This window comes from Shewanella sp. UCD-KL12 (assembly GCF_001957125.1).
GTDB lineage: Bacteria > Pseudomonadota > Gammaproteobacteria > Enterobacterales > Shewanellaceae > Shewanella.
In genome coordinates this window covers 85,988-102,856 of record NZ_MPHJ01000016.1, presented here as the reverse complement: position 1 = coordinate 102,856, position 16,869 = coordinate 85,988, and the positions used below count along the sequence as shown (strand labels likewise).

The window sequence follows — 16,869 nt, the reverse complement described above, 5'->3', positions numbered from 1 at the left end:
GTTGCCTCTAGGTTGGAGTGTTGTTGAATTGGGTGCTTTTTTAGACATGGAAGCACATTAAAGCTTGTTTAGGGAATCGTTTTCTAAGAGGGTTTAAGCCTAAATTAGAGCGTGGCAATAGAAGCTGAAATCAACAAAAAGATGAATTTTCTTTAGTTTTATCGAGCGATAAAGCGGTTGTTCAGCGGCTATAAGAATCACGCCGATATACTGCAAACTGAAGGAAACTATCATGTCTAAGAGATCTATCCTCGTAGCCGCTGCGTTGTCGACCATGGCAATAACCCCCTTGGTTCAGGCGCAAGAGTTTTTAACTATCGGTACCGGTGGCGTTACAGGGATCTATTATCCTGCTGGCGGTGGCATGTGTCGCTTGGTTAATCAAAATAACCAAGAGCACGGTATGCGCTGCTCGGTAGAAAGCACAGGTGGTTCAGTTTATAACCTTAATACCCTCAGGGCGGGTGAGCTTGAGTTCGGTATTGCTCAATCTGATCAGCAGTACAATGCGATTAAAGGCAAAGGCGCATTCGCTAATGCAGCCCCTTATGAAGACCTACGCTCAGTATTCTCTATCTACACCGAAGCATTTACGGTTGTAGCTCGTAAAGATGCCCATATCACCAGTTTTAACGACCTAAAAGGTAAGCGAGTCAACATTGGTGAGCCAGGCTCTGGTCAGCGTGCCACTATCGAAGCCATTATGGATGCTAAAGGCTGGAGTCGTAGTGATTTTCGTCTTGCGTCAGAGCTAAAGGCTGCTGAGCAGGCCCAGGCCCTTTGTGATAACAAAATTGATGTCATGGTCTACTTTGTCGGTCACCCTAATGGTGCGGTACAAGAAGCAACAACCTCTTGTGACACTACCGTTGTTAGCGTTAACGATACTGAGGTGAAGCAGATGGTGGAGTCTACACCTTACTTTGTCTCTTATGAGATACCAGGCGGCATGTACAGCGGCAACGATAAGCCTGTCACCACCATTGGTGCGAAGGCGACACTGGTGTCGAGTACCAAAGTATCTGATGAGTCGGTTTATTGGACGGTAAAATCGGTATTCGATAACTTCGATAACTTCCGTCGTCTGCACCCAGGTTTTGCTAACCTGACCAAAGAAGAGATGCTAGAGGGAAATACGGCGCCACTTCATCCTGGTGCTGAGAAATACTTCAAAGAAGCTGGTTTAATCAACTAGTCAGCCACGTTCGCGCTTAATACATAATCTGGTAAACCGTTAGGGCAGTGTAGGCATTCTACACTGCCCTAATTCGCCAGAAGATTTACCGATGTTTTGTGATGCCCATTGGGGGAGCACAATCAGTTCAAGCAGGTTATTCACATGCAAAAAACACAAGATCAAGGGGCGTTGGCGGAGATAGCCGCGAGCAATGATTCTGGCTCCAGACAGTTAACGGGGTTTGCTGGCAAGTTGATCACTTGTATTGCCTTGTCCTGGGCCTTGTTTCAGCTTTGGTATGCCTCACCGCTGCCGTTTATATTAAATGTCGGTATTATTAATGATACACAAGCTAGGGTGATCCACTTAGCGTTTGCTGTGTTCCTCGCTTTTACTGCTTTTCCAGCGTTTAAATCGTCTAAAAAACAGAGTGTGCCCATTCAAGACTGGCTGTTTGCCTTTTTAGGCGCTGGAGCCACCCTGTATCTGTTCTTTTTCTATGAGCAGTTATCCACCAGACCCGGAGCACCTGTTTCCACGGATATCTATGCCGCTGTTATTGGTATGGTCTTACTGCTTGAGGCAACCAGACGAGCCTTAGGTCCGCCATTAATGATTGTTGCGGGCCTATTTTTGATCTATATCTTTGCGGGTCCTTATATGCCTGAGGTGATCTCTCACCGCGGCGCATCACTCTCAAAAGCGGCCAGTCATCTGTGGATCACAACCGAAGGTGTGTTTGGCATAGCCTTGGGGGTATCTACTAGTTTCGTATTCCTATTTGTCCTCTTTGGGGCGCTATTAGAGAAAGCTGGCGCGGGTAATTATTTCATCAAGATGGCATTTGCACTCTTGGGTCATATGCGCGGGGGGCCGGCTAAAGCGGCTGTGTTGGCGTCGGGTATGACAGGGCTTATTTCAGGCTCTTCGATTGCTAACGTGGTGACCACAGGTACTTTTACTATTCCTTTGATGAAGCGCATGGGCTTGCCTGCACATAAGGCGGGAGCCGTTGAGGTTGCCTCATCATGTTATGGTCAAATCATGCCACCTATCATGGGAGCAGCTGCTTTCTTGATGGTAGAGTATGTCGGTATTCCTTATGTCGAGGTGATTAAACATGCCTTTATTCCAGCGATTGCAGCCTATCTGACCTTCCTTTACATCATGCACCTTGAAGCGTTAAAAGCTAACCTGCAGGGCATTGAGCGCACCGAGGCACCTGCGCCGTGGAAGTTACGCTTACTGCGTTCGGGGATTACCATCTCTAGCCTGATTATTCTCGCGGGTGTGGTTTACTTTGGCTTGGACATGATCAAGAGCATGACAGGTGATGCTGCGGTTTGGATCATCTCCGTAGGGACCTTGCTCGCGTATCTATTCTTAGTTTCTCGCAGCGCCAAACAGCCAGATTTAGCAGTCGATGACCCAAATTGCACCACGCCAGTGCTACCAAAACTTGGCCCAACGGTTAAATCCGGTCTGCACTTCCTATTGCCTGTGGTTATCTTGGTCTGGTGTTTGATGGTGGAGAAGCTCTCTCCGGGTTTATCGGCCTTTTATGCCACGGCATTTATGATCTTTATCCTGCTTTCACAGCGAGTACTGTTTAGTCTGTTTAGAGGACAGCAAGCTGGTTTGAGTGACATTAAGGCGGGTATCAAAGATCTACTCGATGGCTTAGAGACTGGTGCTAGAAACATGATCGGCATCGGCGTGGCGACCGCCGCTGCTGGTGTTGTGGTTGGTGCGGTAACCTTGACCGGGCTTGGGCCTGTGATGACAGAGCTGGTGGAGGTAATGTCGGGTGGCAGCTTAGGTTTGATGCTAGTCTTGATCGCCGTGATTAGCTTGATTTTAGGTATGGGACTACCAACGACAGCCAACTATATTGTTGTTTCTAGTCTGATGGCGCCAGTCGTGATAAGCCTAGGGGCTCAGCATGGATTAATTGTGCCACTGATTGCTGTTCACTTGTTTGTATTTTACTTCGGTATTATGGCCGACATTACTCCACCTGTAGGGCTAGCGGCGTTTGCTGCCTCGGCAATCTCGAAAGCCGATCCTATCAAAACAGGTGTTCAGGCATTTAAATACGCCATGTTAACTGCAGTATTGCCGTTTATGTTTATCTTTAATACCGACATTATCTTGGTGGGTATCGATAGCATTTGGCAGATGATGTTTATCTTTGGTTATACACTGGTGGCCATGTGTTTGTTTGCCTCCGCGATGCAGGGATATTTCGTGACGTTCAACAAGCGTTACGAGTCGGCATTGTTGGTTTTGGTAGCCTTCAGTATCGTTCGTCCTGATTTTTGGGTCGATCAGATCCAGCCTAAGTTCATTGATCATCCTGGCAGTGAGATCACTCAGGTGGTTGAGACGCTTGCAGAGGATGAACCACTACGCCTTGTGATGGGTTATGAAACTTACAAAGGCGAGAGTAAGCAAAGGGTGATCATGTTGGATTTACCACACGCGGATACGGCGCAGCAACGACTCGATGATGCAGGCTTGATGCTGATGCAGAACGATAAAGGTCAGACTGTGGTGGACATGGTTGGTTTCGCCAGTAATGCGCAAAAAGCCGGCTTGGACTTTGATCAGCAGATCTTAGCGGTTCAGGAAACCAATATTCGTTTTGCCAAAGAGTGGATCTTTATTCCTGCCTTGATGCTGGCTGGTTTAGTGTTCTGGCGTCAACGCAGACGTCTTTCTACTGAAGTGAAGATCGACGCTGAGCCTGTAAGAGCCTAGTTCTAGCTAAGTTTAAAAAGCCGTTAGCTGTTACTCAGTTAACGGCTTTTTTATTGCTCTGGCTTATCTGCAAGTGTGACAAAATCAGGTATATCGAGCAGTACGTAGTCGGTGTTTTCACTTAGGCTCTGATAGATGAAATCGATAAATACTCTGTACTTACGAGGCAGATAAGCTCGCTGTGGAAAACAGATGGTCACCTTAGTCTGTGCCATAGGGAAATCTTCTAGCAAAGGGATAAGCTGCTTATAATCTAAGGCTTGCCGGGCAATGAGATCTGGTACCGTTGCTATCCCTAATCCCTCAATGGCCGCTTCTCTTGCTAGGGTGACATTATTGACTGTTAGTCTAGCTTCAGGCTCATAAGTGACCCATGCCTGACCATCAAACAGGGTCCAACTGGCGTCAATATGGGCAGACTTGAGCCGTATCCCCTTATGCTGTTGTAGATCTCTTGGGTTAACAGGTGTGCCAAATTTTTCTAAATAGGCAGGGCTAGCCATTAAGGTTTTTGAGGTATTGATCAGGTCGTAACTTTGTAATCTGGTATCCGTAGTGCTGGTGATTTGAAAGAGTATATCGATCCCTTCTTCAACCACATCAACCTTACGGTTACTGAGTTCGGCTTCTATGGTGATGTCAGGGTAACGCTCCAAAAAACGGGCAAAAATACGCCCGAGAAACAACTGACCTAACTCAATAGGGCAAACTATGCTCAGGTTTCCTTTAATGAGCTCCTGATTAGCGCTGAGCTGATCTTCGGCATTGCTAAGATCCGTTAAGATTCTATGTACCTTGCTGTAATAGGCCGAACCTGACTCGGTTAACTTAAGCTTTCTTGTGGTGCGAAATAGAAGTTGCACGCCTGCATCGGCTTCTAACTCGGCTATTTTTCGACTAACCGTCGCCTTTGTTAGGCCTAATACCTTAGCTGCCGCAGTAAAGCTTCCCTGCTCTACAACCTGAGCAAACATCTGAACGCGATTTAAATCCATAATTGTTACACCTGTGAAACAGTGGGTAATATTTTAGCTATCTAATAAACCTATAGAGACAGTAGTAGACTATTAACCTCTAATCAAGGAGTCACCTATGTCCAAAAGCAAAATGTTCATCATCATCCCTTTAGTCATCGCTACATTTGTAGCTGGTGGGTACTACTGGTGGACACAAGTACGTTTCTTTGAGTCGACAGATAACGCCTATGTTGAGGCTGATATCTCCCATATAAGCGTTAAAGTACCAGGTTATGTGGTGATGACCGAGATTAGTGATAACCAACATGTCGAGGCGGGTCAGCTACTGGCACAACTTGAAGATAACCAATATGAGGCTAAAGTGGCTCAAGGTGAAGCCGAATTAGCTAGTAGCGTTGCAGACCAGCAAGCATTATTGGCCAAGGTGAAATTACAAGATGCCTTGATTAAACAAGCCCAAGCGAGTGTCGCCGCCGCTGAGTCTGACTTATCAAGGGCACAGCAGCAGTTATCGCGTTCGAAGAAGTTGAAGGTGAAAAATTACAGCTCGCAGGATGACGTCGATGAAAGACAAGCTGGCGTTGAGTCATCTAGCGCTCACTTAGATGAGGCAAAAGCTGGCCTCATCGCTCAGAAAAGGGAGTTGACGGTTTTTAATGCCCAGCTTCAGCAAGTTGAGGCGAGTGTGGTCAAGGCAAAGGCTGGGCTCGAGCTTGCTAAAATTCAGTTAGAAGATACACAAGTGCGTGCACCATTTTCAGGTGTTATCGGTAAACGTGGCGCCTTGAAGGGCCAGTACGTTCAGCCTGGGCAAGCACTTTACAGTTTGGTGCCGGATGGCGCTGTATGGATCACGGCAAACTTTAAAGAGACCCAGATCCAGAATATGCAGCCGGGTCAGCAGGTACAGATAAGTCTCGATGCGTTTCCCGACAAAACCTTTAATGGTGTTATCGATAGTTTGTCTCCTGCTTCCGGTGCCAAATTTAGTTTGCTACCGGCAGAAAATGCTACAGGCAACTTCACAAAAATAGTTCAGCGAATTCCAGTTCGAATTCGTTTGGATTTAACAGAAGCGCAAGCGCGAGTGGTGCCGGGATTAAGTGCCGTTGTTAAGGTTAATACCCACAGTGAGCCACTTGAACACGCCATTGCTGCAAACCTAGGTCAGTAATCATGACCGCAGCAACATCAAGCGCATCGAACTTAGCTTCAGTAGAGCATCAGCCACAGGGTTATGAGCGGGGTAGCCGTAGGGCTTGGATTGCCGTGTTTGGTGGCCTTATCGGCGCCTTTATGGCAATTCTGGATATCCAGATAACCAATGCCTCAATGAAAGAGATCCAGGGCAGCTTAGGTGCGACGCTTGAAGAAGGCTCATGGATCGCGACGGCGTATCTGGTCGCCGAGATGATAGCCATCCCGCTTTCTGGCTGGCTGAGCCAGGGGTTATCGGTACGCCGCTACTTGCTGTGGACGACCTCACTTTTTATCGTTTCATCACTATTGTGCTCTATGGCCTGGAATCTAGAGTCGATGATCGCCTTTAGGGCGCTACAAGGCTTTTTCGGTGGCGCGTTAATTCCTCTAGCGTTTAGACTGATTTTAGAGTTTCTACCCGATAATAAACGATCAATCGGAATGGCATTATTCGGTGTGACGGCGACTTTTGCCCCATCAATCGGCCCCACGCTGGGTGGCTGGCTTACCGAGCAGTTTAGCTGGCATTATCTTTTCTATATCAATGTGCCTCCTGGATTGTTGGTGATGGCCATGCTTGCCTATGGCCTAGAGAAGAAGCCCGTGATTTGGGATAAGCTGAAGAATATGGATCTTTCGGGAATCATCACCATGGCCTTAGGTATGGGATGCCTAGAGGTTGTGCTGGAGGAGGGGAACCGTAAGGACTGGTTTGGCTCAGATTTAATTCGTGATTTAAGCATAATTGCTGCAATTAACATCGCTCTTTTTATCTATATTCAGCTGAAAAAGAAAGAGCCGTTGGTAAACCTTAGGTTATTGGGACAGAGGGATTTTGCGATCTCTACTGTGGCGTACTTTCTACTTGGTATGGCGTTGTTTGGGGCGATATATATGATCCCCCTCTATCTGTCGCAGATCCATGATTATAGTCCGTTGGAGATTGGTGAAGTGATCATGTGGATGGGCTTTCCCCAGTTACTGGTACTGCCTTTTGTTCCTAAGCTTATGGAACGTTTTGATGGTCGTTATTTAGCGGCATTCGGTTTTGCTATGTTCTCTTTAAGTTATTACATGAATAGCCATATGAGTGCCGACTTTGCTGGTGAGCAGATGATAGCCTCGCAAATTGTCCGAGCTTTAGGTCAGCCATTTATTTTAGTGCCCATAGGCATCATAGCCACTATGCATATTAAGCCCCATGAAAATGCTTCTGCATCGACTGTGCTAAATGTGATGCGCAACTTAGGTGGTGCATGCGGCATTGCCTTAGTGGCAACCATGACAGATAACTTGTCCAGAGAGCATTTAGCCAATATAAAGGAAACCTTGCCAGCGGTGAGCCCATTGGCCAATGATTATTTTAATCAAACTGCCAGCGTATTTACTCAGGCGGGCTCTGATCCTGTAACTGCATCGTCACAAGCCCATGCCATGTTGAGTCAGACGATGACGCAGCAAGCCTATATTCAGGCCTATAACGATGTGTTTTTCTTGATGGCTGCACTTTTGCTCATCGCAGTGATCGCTGTTTTGTCAATCAGGAAGCCAGCTAAAACATCTTAGTTATATTTGCCAGAATAGATTATGAACCTATGTGATAGACTGATCTTTTACCGAGCTGGAGAATAGCAATGCAGTGGAGTGAGTTAGCATTTAATGCGCTCTCAGTGGACGAGTTATATGAGGTGATGAAGCTTAGGGTTGATATTTTTGTGGTTGAGCAAAACTGCCCCTACCCAGAGTTAGATGATAAAGATCGCCATCCTGAAACCCGTCATATTCTCGGTCGAAATCCTTTAGGTGATATCGTTGCCTACGCGCGGGTCTTAGCGCCTGGTGTGAGTTATCCTGAGGTGAGTATTGGCCGTGTCGCTGTGGCAGAGCAAGCTAGAGGTGCTGGGGTTGCTCATCAGTTGATGACGGAATCGATGACAGTTGCACGCCGTCATTGGCCAGCTGAAAATATTCAGCTAGGTGGACAAGAGTATCTTAAAAGTTTTTATCAGAAGATGGGTTTTGAACCTGTTTCTGAGATGTACCTAGAAGATGGGATCCCTCATCTGGATATGTTGTTCAAACGCAACTAAATAAAAGGAGCGCATGATGCTATATCAGTCTCATGCGCTCCCTTTTAGGCAAACCTCAAGAGCAGAGGTTAATCCCTGAGTTGAACCTTAGCTTGATAATCAATGTCGCCATGGCAATTGATTGTGGCGAGCTTACTCTGTTGAGCGATCACGGCTAAAGGTCCAGAAGACAAATGGCGGACAAACAACAGCCGATAACCAAATCGGTGTAGGCTGTAGAGTGCCATCTTTTGCTCCGCATTCATCAATTGCCAATGTTCGCTTTGCTCTAGAGGGCGAGTTCGCCTATCTTGCAGTTGTTGTGCTATTTGCATATTTTTATCTTTACGTATGCAGGCCGATGCTGCCTGACTGTTTGCACAATAATGTGCTTATCTGATCTCAAACTGAAGATTAGACAGCACTCATATTAGCACTAGATACTTGAATGAAAATTGAACTGAATCAATTTATATACCTTTGTAGGTATAAAGATGAAAAGTTGTGAACTTTCTCACGATTTTTCAGTGATAGCTAAATTAGGAGGGGTGAGTGTTAAATTATATAGAGCCTGTGTTTCGACCCCCATCGGAGTGGAAGTCACTTATTTTACAGGTCACCAATGGTTGCAGTTGGAATCGATGCAGTTTTTGCGATATGTATACTGCACCGCAGAAACGTTTTCGCGCTCAGAAACTGGATAAAATAGCTGAAGAGATTAAGGCGGTAGCTTATAACGGCGCGAGTGTTAGCCGTGTTTTTTTAGCCGACGGTGATGCAATGAGCTTGCCTTTTAATCGGCTAGAGGAGATCTGCTTGTTGATAAAAGAGCAACTCCCGCAGGTGACCCGAATTAGTAGTTATTGTTTGCCGCGAAATTTGAAAGGGAAGAGCGTAGAGCAACTCGCTAGGTTAAAAGAGCTTGGCCTATCTTTACTTTATATTGGTTGTGAGAGTGGTGATGATGAGGTACTCAAACGCATAGAAAAGGGCGAGACCTATGAGTCATCATTGGAAGCCCTACTAAAGATAAAAGCCGCTGGACTTAAGTCTTCGGTAATGATACTCAACGGGCTGGGGGGCAGTGAACTATCCCATCAGCATGCAGTTAACTCTGCGAGGTTGATGAATGAGGCACAGCCAGAGTTTCTATCGACTTTAGTGGTTACGCTACCTTTAGGTACTGAGCGTATGGATAAGCAGTTTGATGGTCATTTTCAATTGCCTGATCAGCTAGGCCTATTCAAAGAGATGCATACACTTTTGGATGGTTTAGCGCTTAATAAAACCGTATTTAGGTCCGATCATGCCTCAAACTATTTAGTCTTAAAAGGGATTTTGGGCCGAGATAAAGCAAAGCTGCTTGCTCAAGTTGAGCAAGCGATTAACCAGCCGACGCAGAGTGGACTCAGGCAAGAGTGGCAGAGAGGATTATAAACATAAAATATGAGTACTTATTGGGCTCTATGCTTAGTCGTTATTTCTAGGCAGTAATCTTTGAACCACTGAATTAATGGATCGCGATGAACTCGGGCATGCCAGTATAGTGTGCCTTCCATTGTAGGTAATCCATCAATAGGCACTCTAGTGAGGTGCTGGCTCCAGTAAGGATCTTGAAAGGTTCGCTCTGGAATAAAGCCTACATGCTTACCCGCTAGTAAACCATTTAACATCACTATCATGGAGTTACTTAAAAAGGTGACTTTTCTGGTTAAATTACGTTGGCTGATAAAATGATTAACTTCAGACTCAACAAGGTTTGCCGATGAGTATTCGCAAGTTTCAAAAGAGAGTACTTTCGCTAAGCTGGGGTTATTCACTTTAGCAAGAGGATGATGTTTAGCGACCGCACCGCAATAGCTTTCTTCACTAATATGGCGTCCATAGATATTGGCGGGGGCATCTTCAGTGCCCGCTGCTGCAATATCAAGCTCGCCTGTCTCCAACATTTGAAAGATATCTTTAGGTTTATGAATAAACTCAAGTTCAACATTGGGGGCTTCTTTAATGATCTTTTCGAGCATTAATGGCACTAAAGATTGGGTGAGGTCATCGACGAAGGAGATACGAATAACGCCATGACTTTCAGCTGGATCAAATGGCTCTTGTAATATGAGTCTGCTACTTAACTGCAGCAACTCTTTAAGTTCTGGGAGTAGGGCGTTTGCCTTCTCGGTTGCCATGATCCCTTGCCCTTTCTTTACAAAAAGAGGGACATCGAAGAGGTTTCGCAACTTCTTCAAGTTCTGGCTCATAGCTGGCTGCGATATATCTAATCTTTCAGCACTCTTAGAGACACTTTGCTCCTCAATCAGTATGGCTAAGCTTAATAGCAAGTTAAGGTCACAAGCCTGAATAATTTTTAGATCTGAATGATTCATAATGAGCTGCTTTTTAGTGAGATATTTTGTTGCAGAACTTCTGCTATCTGCTGCCTGAACCATTTATGCAACTCTGCATGCCGGGTATGGGGGTTCCAACAGAGCTTGAGTTCAAGGTCGATAGGTTCTCCCTGCCAGTTAAAATCTTCCGCACAATACGCTTTCAGCGTTTTTGTGGTGTAGTGGGGGATTAAGGTGGCAGTATTTTTGGTTATCAGCGCTTGGATCATGGTTGATAGAGAGCCGGAGGTTAACGCATAACTGGCTTCCTCAGCATTAATTTTTTTCAGTGCATTGATTACATGGATCTGATTATGCTCTTGATATTGATAGCGCAATAGCTTCAATCCATTATCATTACTTTTTAGCTCTGATTCTGAACCATGATGTAAACTCAACATCTGCCAGGGAGCCTTGGCAATAACCTCACTTTTCAGTGGTTTTGGGACATTATCATAAAAGCCTACAATGAGATCCAACTGGCCTCTACGAAGCAATTGAAAGCCATCCCGGCGCTGTGTTAGATACTCTATTTCAAGTTGCGGAGCCAGCTGTTGCATACGAGATAGCAGCGGCGCGATACAAAGTTGAGCCGTTGCATCATTCATAATAAAGCGTATTCGACCTTGAGCTGTTAGTGGATTGAAATCATCACTTTCTAATAGCTCTACAACTCTATTAAGCAGGGGCTTAAGTTCTAGCTCAATGGATACAGCTTTACTGGTCAGAGTCATACCATTGTGGCGCTTTACCAATAAAGGATCTGAAAACATTAACCTGAGACGTTTTAATACCTGACTCATTGCAGACTGCGATAAGCCCAACTCTTTAGCTGCTTTAGTTACGTGCGCTTCTTTAAGTAGAACAGATAAAGCGATAAGTAAATTAAGGTCTGAGCCTTTAAGTAGATCGAAGTTTCTTTTAAGTGGCATCCAGCTGCTCAGTGATAATGTCCAGTAACTGATTGACTATAGATGAAAATAAGATTTCATCATAGAGATGTGGTGTGAAAAAAGGCCGATCCTTGGCCTTAGGGGTCACAAACTTGCATCTTAATCTACGGACGAGATTAAGAGGGATAAATTAGCTGTATACTCATATGAGTGATACTCCATAAGCGATAGAGTTAGAAGCTTCCTGCTTCTACTCTCGCTGACCATATACCTGAGATATATGCCGTCCTTTTCTGTACTGTAACTCGTTAGAGCGCTCTTTCCGTGTAGCTTAAATCCATTTAAAGTTCCATCTTGTTTTACTGCCAAGCAGCTACTCACCAAGGCATGGGCATCCTACCCATTTGAACTTTTATCCGTATCTGGTACACATTCATCGTTTATTAAGATTCACTTCGATCCAGCTCTTCCTATCACTGGTAGCATCCTGCTTTGTTGAAGTTAGTCATCCATGTTGCCAACACTTTCCATGTTATGAGTGGCTAACACATCCTGTGTTCATCGCTTCCTGCTTAAGCCTAAGTTCATCTTTCCTGATTTAATTCACTGCGCTCAATATCTTATTGATCAATTGAGTTAACTTTCCTGTTGTACGGTGCCGTGCACCATTCCTTTAAGCAGTGCTACATCCCTATATATATCAGCCTATTTTCCAAATAAGCTTGCCTCCTGGCCTCTAGTATTCCCTATCTAGAGAAAATGAATCCATTCAATGTCAGATACTCAATCCTAGAGTTTTCGGGTCCATATATTCTGACATTACTGTGCGCTAACACGCTGATAGCCGATCCTTGGCTGTCAGAAGTTTAAGATGCAATAACTTGTGTTTTACTGGTTAGAGTGATGATCACGCGACGCTCTAAAGCACGCTCTCTAGTTGAGTTTGCATGAGCATCCTGCTCGCCAGAAGCTTGCTTCTCTAGCTTTTGAACTTCAACACCATGAGAAGTCAGGTAGTCTTCAACGTGTTGTACACGCGCTTCTGATAGCTTTTGGTTGTAACTTGCATCACCTTGGTTATCGGCTTGGCCATTTAGCATAATGACATCGCTGTCATTTTTCTTGGAGATGCGAACGACTTCGTCAAGTTTAGCTTGTGCTGTGCTGCTTAGCTCTGAAGAGTCAAAACCGAATAGGACAGCGATGCTGCTCTTCTCTACTTTTGTTTCGTAGACTGGCTCTGGACGAGGTGCAGGTTTAGTCTCTTTAATTACTGCTGGAAGTACCACTGCAGCAGTTTGAGTTGGCTTAACACCAAAGCGGTATGTCATCTGGATGCCAACCGTTTGTGCATCCATATTGGCCGTATTCCATGCTGACTCATCGATGCCTGCAAAGCGGCGGTATTTAGCCGATACAGATAAAGCGTCAGTAATGTTGTAACCGACACCAGCGCCGAAGTAGGCTGCGGTATCTGTAGCGCTAACGTATTTGTCTGCATTCATTTGATGTGCAAGGTGGTATTGATAAGCACCAGCTTCACCAGTAAGGAACCACTTTTCATCAAGAGGAAGGGTGCCGACCATGCCTAAGGTAAAACCGTCAACTTCGATGCTCTGTCCGATGTCAGTACGCATATGGTTGTCATCAGCTGTACCAAGGTCTTGCCAGCCTGCTTCGATAGCGAAGTATTTGTTTAGCTGGTAACCAACAATAGCGTTCCAAGCTAAGTCGCTGTCATCACCTAAACGGTCGTTTGACACTTCGACTGACTCGTAATTACTTTGACCAGCTCCAGCACCTAAGTACCAAGTGTTATCAATATCTGCCGCATTTGCATATGAGAATGTGCTCATTAGTGCGATTGCTAGAAGTGATTTTTTCATTTTTGTGCTCCCTAATGGAAATTTAAAAATCATTATGTGTTTTGTTTCTATGGGGTGCATTTTGGCGTTTGGGTGCAATTTGATCGATAGAGTATCTCTTATAATGATTATTCGAATTACTTATCAATATGGCTGAAACCTAAGTGTTCATTAAGGTTTAATTAATATTTAATTTGAGTAACTTTGATGATTTATTTTATATCGCTAGAGATTTGTAAGGAGTGCAGGCTGATATTTTGGTGATTTAAAAGGCTTTTAGTTTATTTTCTTCGATTTTTAAAACTATTTGGTGTGTTTTTTACTTTGATGAGCTTATTTCTGAAAGAGATATAAACTCACCAAAGAATAATCAATGCTAATTAACCAGTGTTTGAGCTAACGTTCTATGTGTACCTCTCTCACTGGACATGGGATCTCAATACCTGCATCTTTAAGCGCCTTAAATATTGTCAAGTTAGTGTGGTATTTGTCTTGATAATAAGATTCGGTTGGCACCCAGTAACGTACACCTATCTCAATCCCAACACTGTTAAAGCCATTGATGCCTACATGGATGCCTTTCTCTTGGTACACCTTGGGGCTATCAGTTAATAATTGAGTGGCAAGTGCTGTGACCTGTTCAGGATCTGCTTGGTAATTGATATTAAACTTAGTTTCAACCAGCTTGTTAGCAAATGAGTTGTGTAACACCTCACCGACGATATGCTTGTTAGGAATGTTTATCTGCTCTCCCTCTTCATTGGTTAGCACTGTCATTCCTAGGAAGATATCTTGAACCACACCAGTGACCTCTTTCACTGTGATGGTGTTTCCTATGACGAAAGGACGGGTCACGATAATAGTAATGCCAGCTGCATAATTAGATAGCATCCCCTGTATCGCAAGTCCCGCGCCTAGAGAGGCGGCACCAATAGCAGCCACCATAGGTGTGATGCTTATTCCAAGCTTACCGAGCGCTATAATGGCGACCATGATGATAATCAGTATGCGGACTAAGTTGCTGACAAAGCTACTGAGAGTGACATCGATATTATGTTTATCAAACTGACGAGTGACTAAGTTTGATACTTTTGCAGCTATCCATAGCCCTAATAAGAAGATGAATAGCGCACCCACGAGACGGAAGCTGTACTGCACTAGAAATTCTGTAATGAGTGTATAAACATTCTGTAGTTGCTCGAGTTCCTGTTGCAGTTGCTCTTCAGGCATAACTATCTCCTATTTCTATACTGATTGGTATAACTGTTGGGTTTTCAGCCTCATACCTATTGGGTAATTGTACTGTAATTGTTAGCAGTTGTTAGCTATTACTGTGAAATATGGCAAAGGATATGAGTAGCCATAGATTTGGCGTGAAGAAGATCATGTATTGACTAAGTCACTACTGTGGCATAGGGAGGGATAGGTTACTCTTTATTCCTATTTGTCTATTGCAAGGATCGTTAACATGAGAGCCATCATCTTTTTTATCTGTACATTTTTTGTGGGTTTTGCTCAGGCTTCATTTTATGTCGAGGGCGATCTTGTTAAGCCCATCGAACTGCAAGATCAATTTGAAAATGAGATCGGTGTAAACGCTAATACCCAGGTGCTGCTATTTAGCCGAAACATGAAAGGTGGCGACATTATTAAGGAAGCACTAGAAACGCTTTCAGCTGACGAAAAGTTCGATAGTGCAAAACAAGTATATGTGGCCGATGTCAGTGGCATGCCGTCTTTGATTGCCAAATTTGTGGCTATTCCACAAATGAAAGGCTTACCTTTTCCTATCGGATTAGATAGAGAGGGTGAGGCGACGAAAATGTTACCTGGTGAGAAAGATAAAGCGACACTCATTCAATTGGAAAACTTTAAAATAGTTGGCGTAGAGATTTTTGACTCGAGTGAAAGCTTACTTAAGGCGCTGTAATTACGTTTAAATCTAATTTGAGTTGCAGAAAGGGACGTCTAGTACGTCCCTTTTTTTTATCTGTATGTATTATAGCCTAGCAAACCTGAGTTACTCGGACTTTTGCAGTATCGAAAATATCTCTTCTTTCAAGTGCAGCTTTTTCATTTTAAGTTCTTGGATCTGATTATTTGAGTCGCAGGCGCTATGCAGCTCAAGCTCTTTTATTTCATGGTCAAGGGCATTATGTTTGTTAAACGCCTTGAGAAAGTGACTGTCATTACTCTTAAGTTTGGTGATTAGTTCTCTGTATTCTGGAAACATATCTTAAATCCTTTAATCTTTGCTTATACCAGCGGTTTTTCCTCAAGTTCAACTCTAAATTAGCGCGATTTTCGTACATAAAAACTGATATATATCAACTAAACTTCAATTGGTTTCAGTTGAAAATTCGAGCTTGTTGAGTGGATATTCTTTGGCTAAATTTTTGACTTTTATAGGTATGTATTACTCCATTTTATCTGAACGCCAGATAATCGGTTCTGTAACTGTCTTACATCAAAATATTTACCTGTTGCCAGAAAAAGTGTGATCAAGTTAACCTTATTGGCTTCGATACTAGGTTAAAGTCGAAAATAGAAGAATTTTATTATCAAAATTGAAAGGGGTTTTCACAATGTCTGATGTATTTCATTTAGGCTTGACCAAGAAAATGTTAGATGGAGCTAGCTTGGCAATCGTGCCTGGTGATCCAGAGCGAGTTAAGCGCATCGCTGAATTGATGGAGGGGGCAACCTTTCTGGCGAGCCATCGTGAATATACCAGTTACCTTGCGTATATCGATGGAAAGGCTGTTGTTATTTGCTCTACTGGTATTGGTGGTCCTTCGACATCGATTGCTGTCGAGGAGCTAGCTCAGCTAGGTGTAACAACTTTCTTACGTGTAGGTACGACAGGTGCCATTCAGCCACAGGTTAATGTGGGTGATGTGATTGTGACTCAAGCATCTGTACGCCTTGATGGTGCAAGCCTACATTTTGCACCTATGGAGTATCCAGCGGTAGCAAACTTTGACTGCACAACGGCAATGGTTGCAGCCTGTCGTGATGCAGGCTTAGAGCCTCATGTTGGTATTACTGCATCATCAGATACCTTCTACCCAGGCCAAGAGCGTTACGATACCGTTTCAGGGCGCGTGACACGTCAATTCAAGGGCTCAATGCAAGAGTGGCAAGACCTTGGGGTCTTGAACTATGAGATGGAGTCTTCAACGTTATTTACCATGTGTGCATCTCAAGGCTGGCGCGCCGCGTGTGTTGCGGGTGTTATTGTCAATCGTACTCAGCAGGAGATCCCTGATGAGGCGACAATGAAGAAGACTGAGGTGAGTGCCATCTCTATTGTGGTTGATGCAGCGAAGAAACTACTCGCATAAATTTCATTATGAAACGAGAGCTTCCCTGCAGTTAGCTCTTCGCTTTAAAGGAAATAGATAAAGGCGCCCGAGGCGCCTTTTTGCTTTTTAAGCATAAAATATATTAATTATCAGATGGTTAAATGTAAATTTATTGTATTTAACAATGGCTTACATATAAGGTATTAAAAAACACGCGCTTTGTGACATAATATGTCGCGCAA

At 44.2% G+C, this 16,869-nt stretch carries 15 protein-coding genes; 8 read left to right on the top strand and 7 right to left on the bottom strand.

Annotated features, from left to right (window positions below):
- The first annotated feature begins 232 nt into the window (after positions 1–232).
- Both BM736_RS20580 and BM736_RS20575 read left to right on the top strand, forming a co-directional pair.
- The gene (locus BM736_RS20580) at positions 233–1,195 is read left to right on the top strand and encodes a TAXI family TRAP transporter solute-binding subunit (protein ID WP_076415654.1); all 963 of its coding nucleotides are present in this window, start codon (positions 233–235) and stop codon (positions 1,193–1,195) included.
- Between the two features lie 144 nt (positions 1,196–1,339).
- Positions 1,340–3,937 carry a TRAP transporter permease gene (locus tag BM736_RS20575; protein ID WP_076415652.1) on the top strand — a complete coding sequence of 866 codons (2,598 nt, stop codon included), beginning with the start codon at positions 1,340–1,342 and terminating at the stop codon, positions 3,935–3,937.
- 50 nt (positions 3,938–3,987) lie between these two features.
- On the opposite strand, the gene BM736_RS20570 is transcribed toward BM736_RS20575, so the two are convergent.
- Positions 3,988–4,932, bottom strand: coding sequence for a LysR family transcriptional regulator (locus BM736_RS20570; protein ID WP_143562451.1), 945 nt, complete (start codon positions 4,930–4,932; stop codon positions 3,988–3,990).
- 97 nt (positions 4,933–5,029) lie between these two features.
- Between BM736_RS20570 and BM736_RS20565 the strand changes: the two genes are divergently transcribed.
- From BM736_RS20565 to BM736_RS20555, 3 genes are all read left to right on the top strand, one after another.
- On the top strand, positions 5,030–6,088 hold the full coding sequence (locus tag BM736_RS20565) for an HlyD family secretion protein (protein ID WP_076415648.1): 1,059 nt from the start codon (positions 5,030–5,032) through the stop codon (positions 6,086–6,088).
- Between the two features lie 2 nt (positions 6,089–6,090).
- Positions 6,091–7,680, top strand: coding sequence for a DHA2 family efflux MFS transporter permease subunit (locus BM736_RS20560; RefSeq protein WP_076415646.1), 1,590 nt, complete (start codon positions 6,091–6,093; stop codon positions 7,678–7,680).
- Between the two features lie 68 nt (positions 7,681–7,748).
- A complete protein-coding gene (locus tag BM736_RS20555) occupies positions 7,749–8,204 on the top strand; it encodes a GNAT family N-acetyltransferase (protein ID WP_076415644.1) in 456 nt (151 codons plus the stop codon).
- 68 nt (positions 8,205–8,272) lie between these two features.
- Here BM736_RS20555 and BM736_RS20550 read toward each other — a convergent pair whose 3' ends face one another.
- Positions 8,273–8,518: a hypothetical protein gene (locus BM736_RS20550; RefSeq protein ID WP_076415641.1), complete on the bottom strand. Its 246-nt coding sequence runs from the start codon at positions 8,516–8,518 to the stop codon at positions 8,273–8,275.
- Between the two features lie 217 nt (positions 8,519–8,735).
- Here BM736_RS20550 and BM736_RS20545 point away from each other — a divergent pair, with 217 nt between their 5' ends.
- Complete coding sequence (locus BM736_RS20545; RefSeq protein WP_076415639.1) at positions 8,736–9,620, top strand: radical SAM protein; 885 nt, start codon at positions 8,736–8,738, stop codon at positions 9,618–9,620.
- A 17-nt stretch (positions 9,621–9,637) separates the two neighbouring features.
- Here the strand turns inward: BM736_RS20545 and BM736_RS20540 are convergent, their stop codons facing one another.
- From BM736_RS20540 to BM736_RS20525, 4 genes are all read right to left on the bottom strand, one after another.
- Positions 9,638–10,564, bottom strand: coding sequence for a LysR family transcriptional regulator (locus tag BM736_RS20540; protein ID WP_076415638.1), 927 nt, complete (start codon positions 10,562–10,564; stop codon positions 9,638–9,640).
- Positions 10,561–11,496, bottom strand: a complete 936-nt coding sequence (locus tag BM736_RS20535; protein WP_076415635.1) for a LysR family transcriptional regulator — start codon at positions 11,494–11,496, stop codon at positions 10,561–10,563. Before BM736_RS20535 ends, BM736_RS20540 begins: the two co-directional genes overlap by 4 nt.
- Before the next feature lie 827 nt (positions 11,497–12,323).
- The gene (locus tag BM736_RS20530; RefSeq protein WP_076415633.1) at positions 12,324–13,343 is read right to left on the bottom strand and encodes an outer membrane beta-barrel protein; all 1,020 of its coding nucleotides are present in this window, start codon (positions 13,341–13,343) and stop codon (positions 12,324–12,326) included.
- 375 nt (positions 13,344–13,718) lie between these two features.
- Complete coding sequence (locus BM736_RS20525) at positions 13,719–14,552, bottom strand: mechanosensitive ion channel family protein (protein ID WP_076415630.1); 834 nt, start codon at positions 14,550–14,552, stop codon at positions 13,719–13,721.
- Positions 14,553–14,790: 238 nt separating this feature from the next.
- Between BM736_RS20525 and BM736_RS20520 the strand changes: the two genes are divergently transcribed.
- On the top strand, positions 14,791–15,252 hold the full coding sequence (locus tag BM736_RS20520) for a hypothetical protein (protein WP_076415627.1): 462 nt from the start codon (positions 14,791–14,793) through the stop codon (positions 15,250–15,252).
- Between the two features lie 90 nt (positions 15,253–15,342).
- Here BM736_RS20520 and BM736_RS20515 read toward each other — a convergent pair whose 3' ends face one another.
- Positions 15,343–15,555: a YdcH family protein gene (locus tag BM736_RS20515; protein WP_076415625.1), complete on the bottom strand. Its 213-nt coding sequence runs from the start codon at positions 15,553–15,555 to the stop codon at positions 15,343–15,345.
- Between the two features lie 352 nt (positions 15,556–15,907).
- Between BM736_RS20515 and udp the strand changes: the two genes are divergently transcribed.
- Positions 15,908–16,666, top strand: coding sequence for a uridine phosphorylase (udp, locus tag BM736_RS20510; RefSeq protein ID WP_076415623.1), 759 nt, complete (start codon positions 15,908–15,910; stop codon positions 16,664–16,666).
- Positions 16,667–16,869 lie beyond the last annotated feature (203 nt).

What these genes read in the sequence shown, in the direction of transcription:
- BM736_RS20525 (WP_076415630.1), bottom strand. Translation starts at nt 14,552, where the DNA reads ATGCCTGAAGAGCAACTGCAACAGGAACTCGAGCAACTACAGAATGTT.
- BM736_RS20540 (WP_076415638.1), bottom strand. Translation starts at nt 10,564, where the DNA reads ATGAATCATTCAGATCTAAAAATTATTCAGGCTTGTGACCTTAACTTG.
- BM736_RS20515 (WP_076415625.1), bottom strand. Translation starts at nt 15,555, where the DNA reads ATGTTTCCAGAATACAGAGAACTAATCACCAAACTTAAGAGTAATGAC.
- BM736_RS20530 (WP_076415633.1), bottom strand. Translation starts at nt 13,343, where the DNA reads ATGAAAAAATCACTTCTAGCAATCGCACTAATGAGCACATTCTCATAT.
- BM736_RS20555 (WP_076415644.1), top strand. Translation starts at nt 7,749, where the DNA reads ATGCAGTGGAGTGAGTTAGCATTTAATGCGCTCTCAGTGGACGAGTTA.
- BM736_RS20560 (WP_076415646.1), top strand. Translation starts at nt 6,091, where the DNA reads ATGACCGCAGCAACATCAAGCGCATCGAACTTAGCTTCAGTAGAGCAT.
- BM736_RS20520 (WP_076415627.1), top strand. Translation starts at nt 14,791, where the DNA reads ATGAGAGCCATCATCTTTTTTATCTGTACATTTTTTGTGGGTTTTGCT.
- BM736_RS20570 (WP_143562451.1), bottom strand. Translation starts at nt 4,932, where the DNA reads ATGGATTTAAATCGCGTTCAGATGTTTGCTCAGGTTGTAGAGCAGGGA.
- BM736_RS20580 (WP_076415654.1), top strand. Translation starts at nt 233, where the DNA reads ATGTCTAAGAGATCTATCCTCGTAGCCGCTGCGTTGTCGACCATGGCA.
- BM736_RS20565 (WP_076415648.1), top strand. Translation starts at nt 5,030, where the DNA reads ATGTCCAAAAGCAAAATGTTCATCATCATCCCTTTAGTCATCGCTACA.
- BM736_RS20535 (WP_076415635.1), bottom strand. Translation starts at nt 11,496, where the DNA reads ATGCCACTTAAAAGAAACTTCGATCTACTTAAAGGCTCAGACCTTAAT.
- BM736_RS20550 (WP_076415641.1), bottom strand. Translation starts at nt 8,518, where the DNA reads ATGCAAATAGCACAACAACTGCAAGATAGGCGAACTCGCCCTCTAGAG.
- udp (WP_076415623.1), top strand. Translation starts at nt 15,908, where the DNA reads ATGTCTGATGTATTTCATTTAGGCTTGACCAAGAAAATGTTAGATGGA.
- BM736_RS20575 (WP_076415652.1), top strand. Translation starts at nt 1,340, where the DNA reads ATGCAAAAAACACAAGATCAAGGGGCGTTGGCGGAGATAGCCGCGAGC.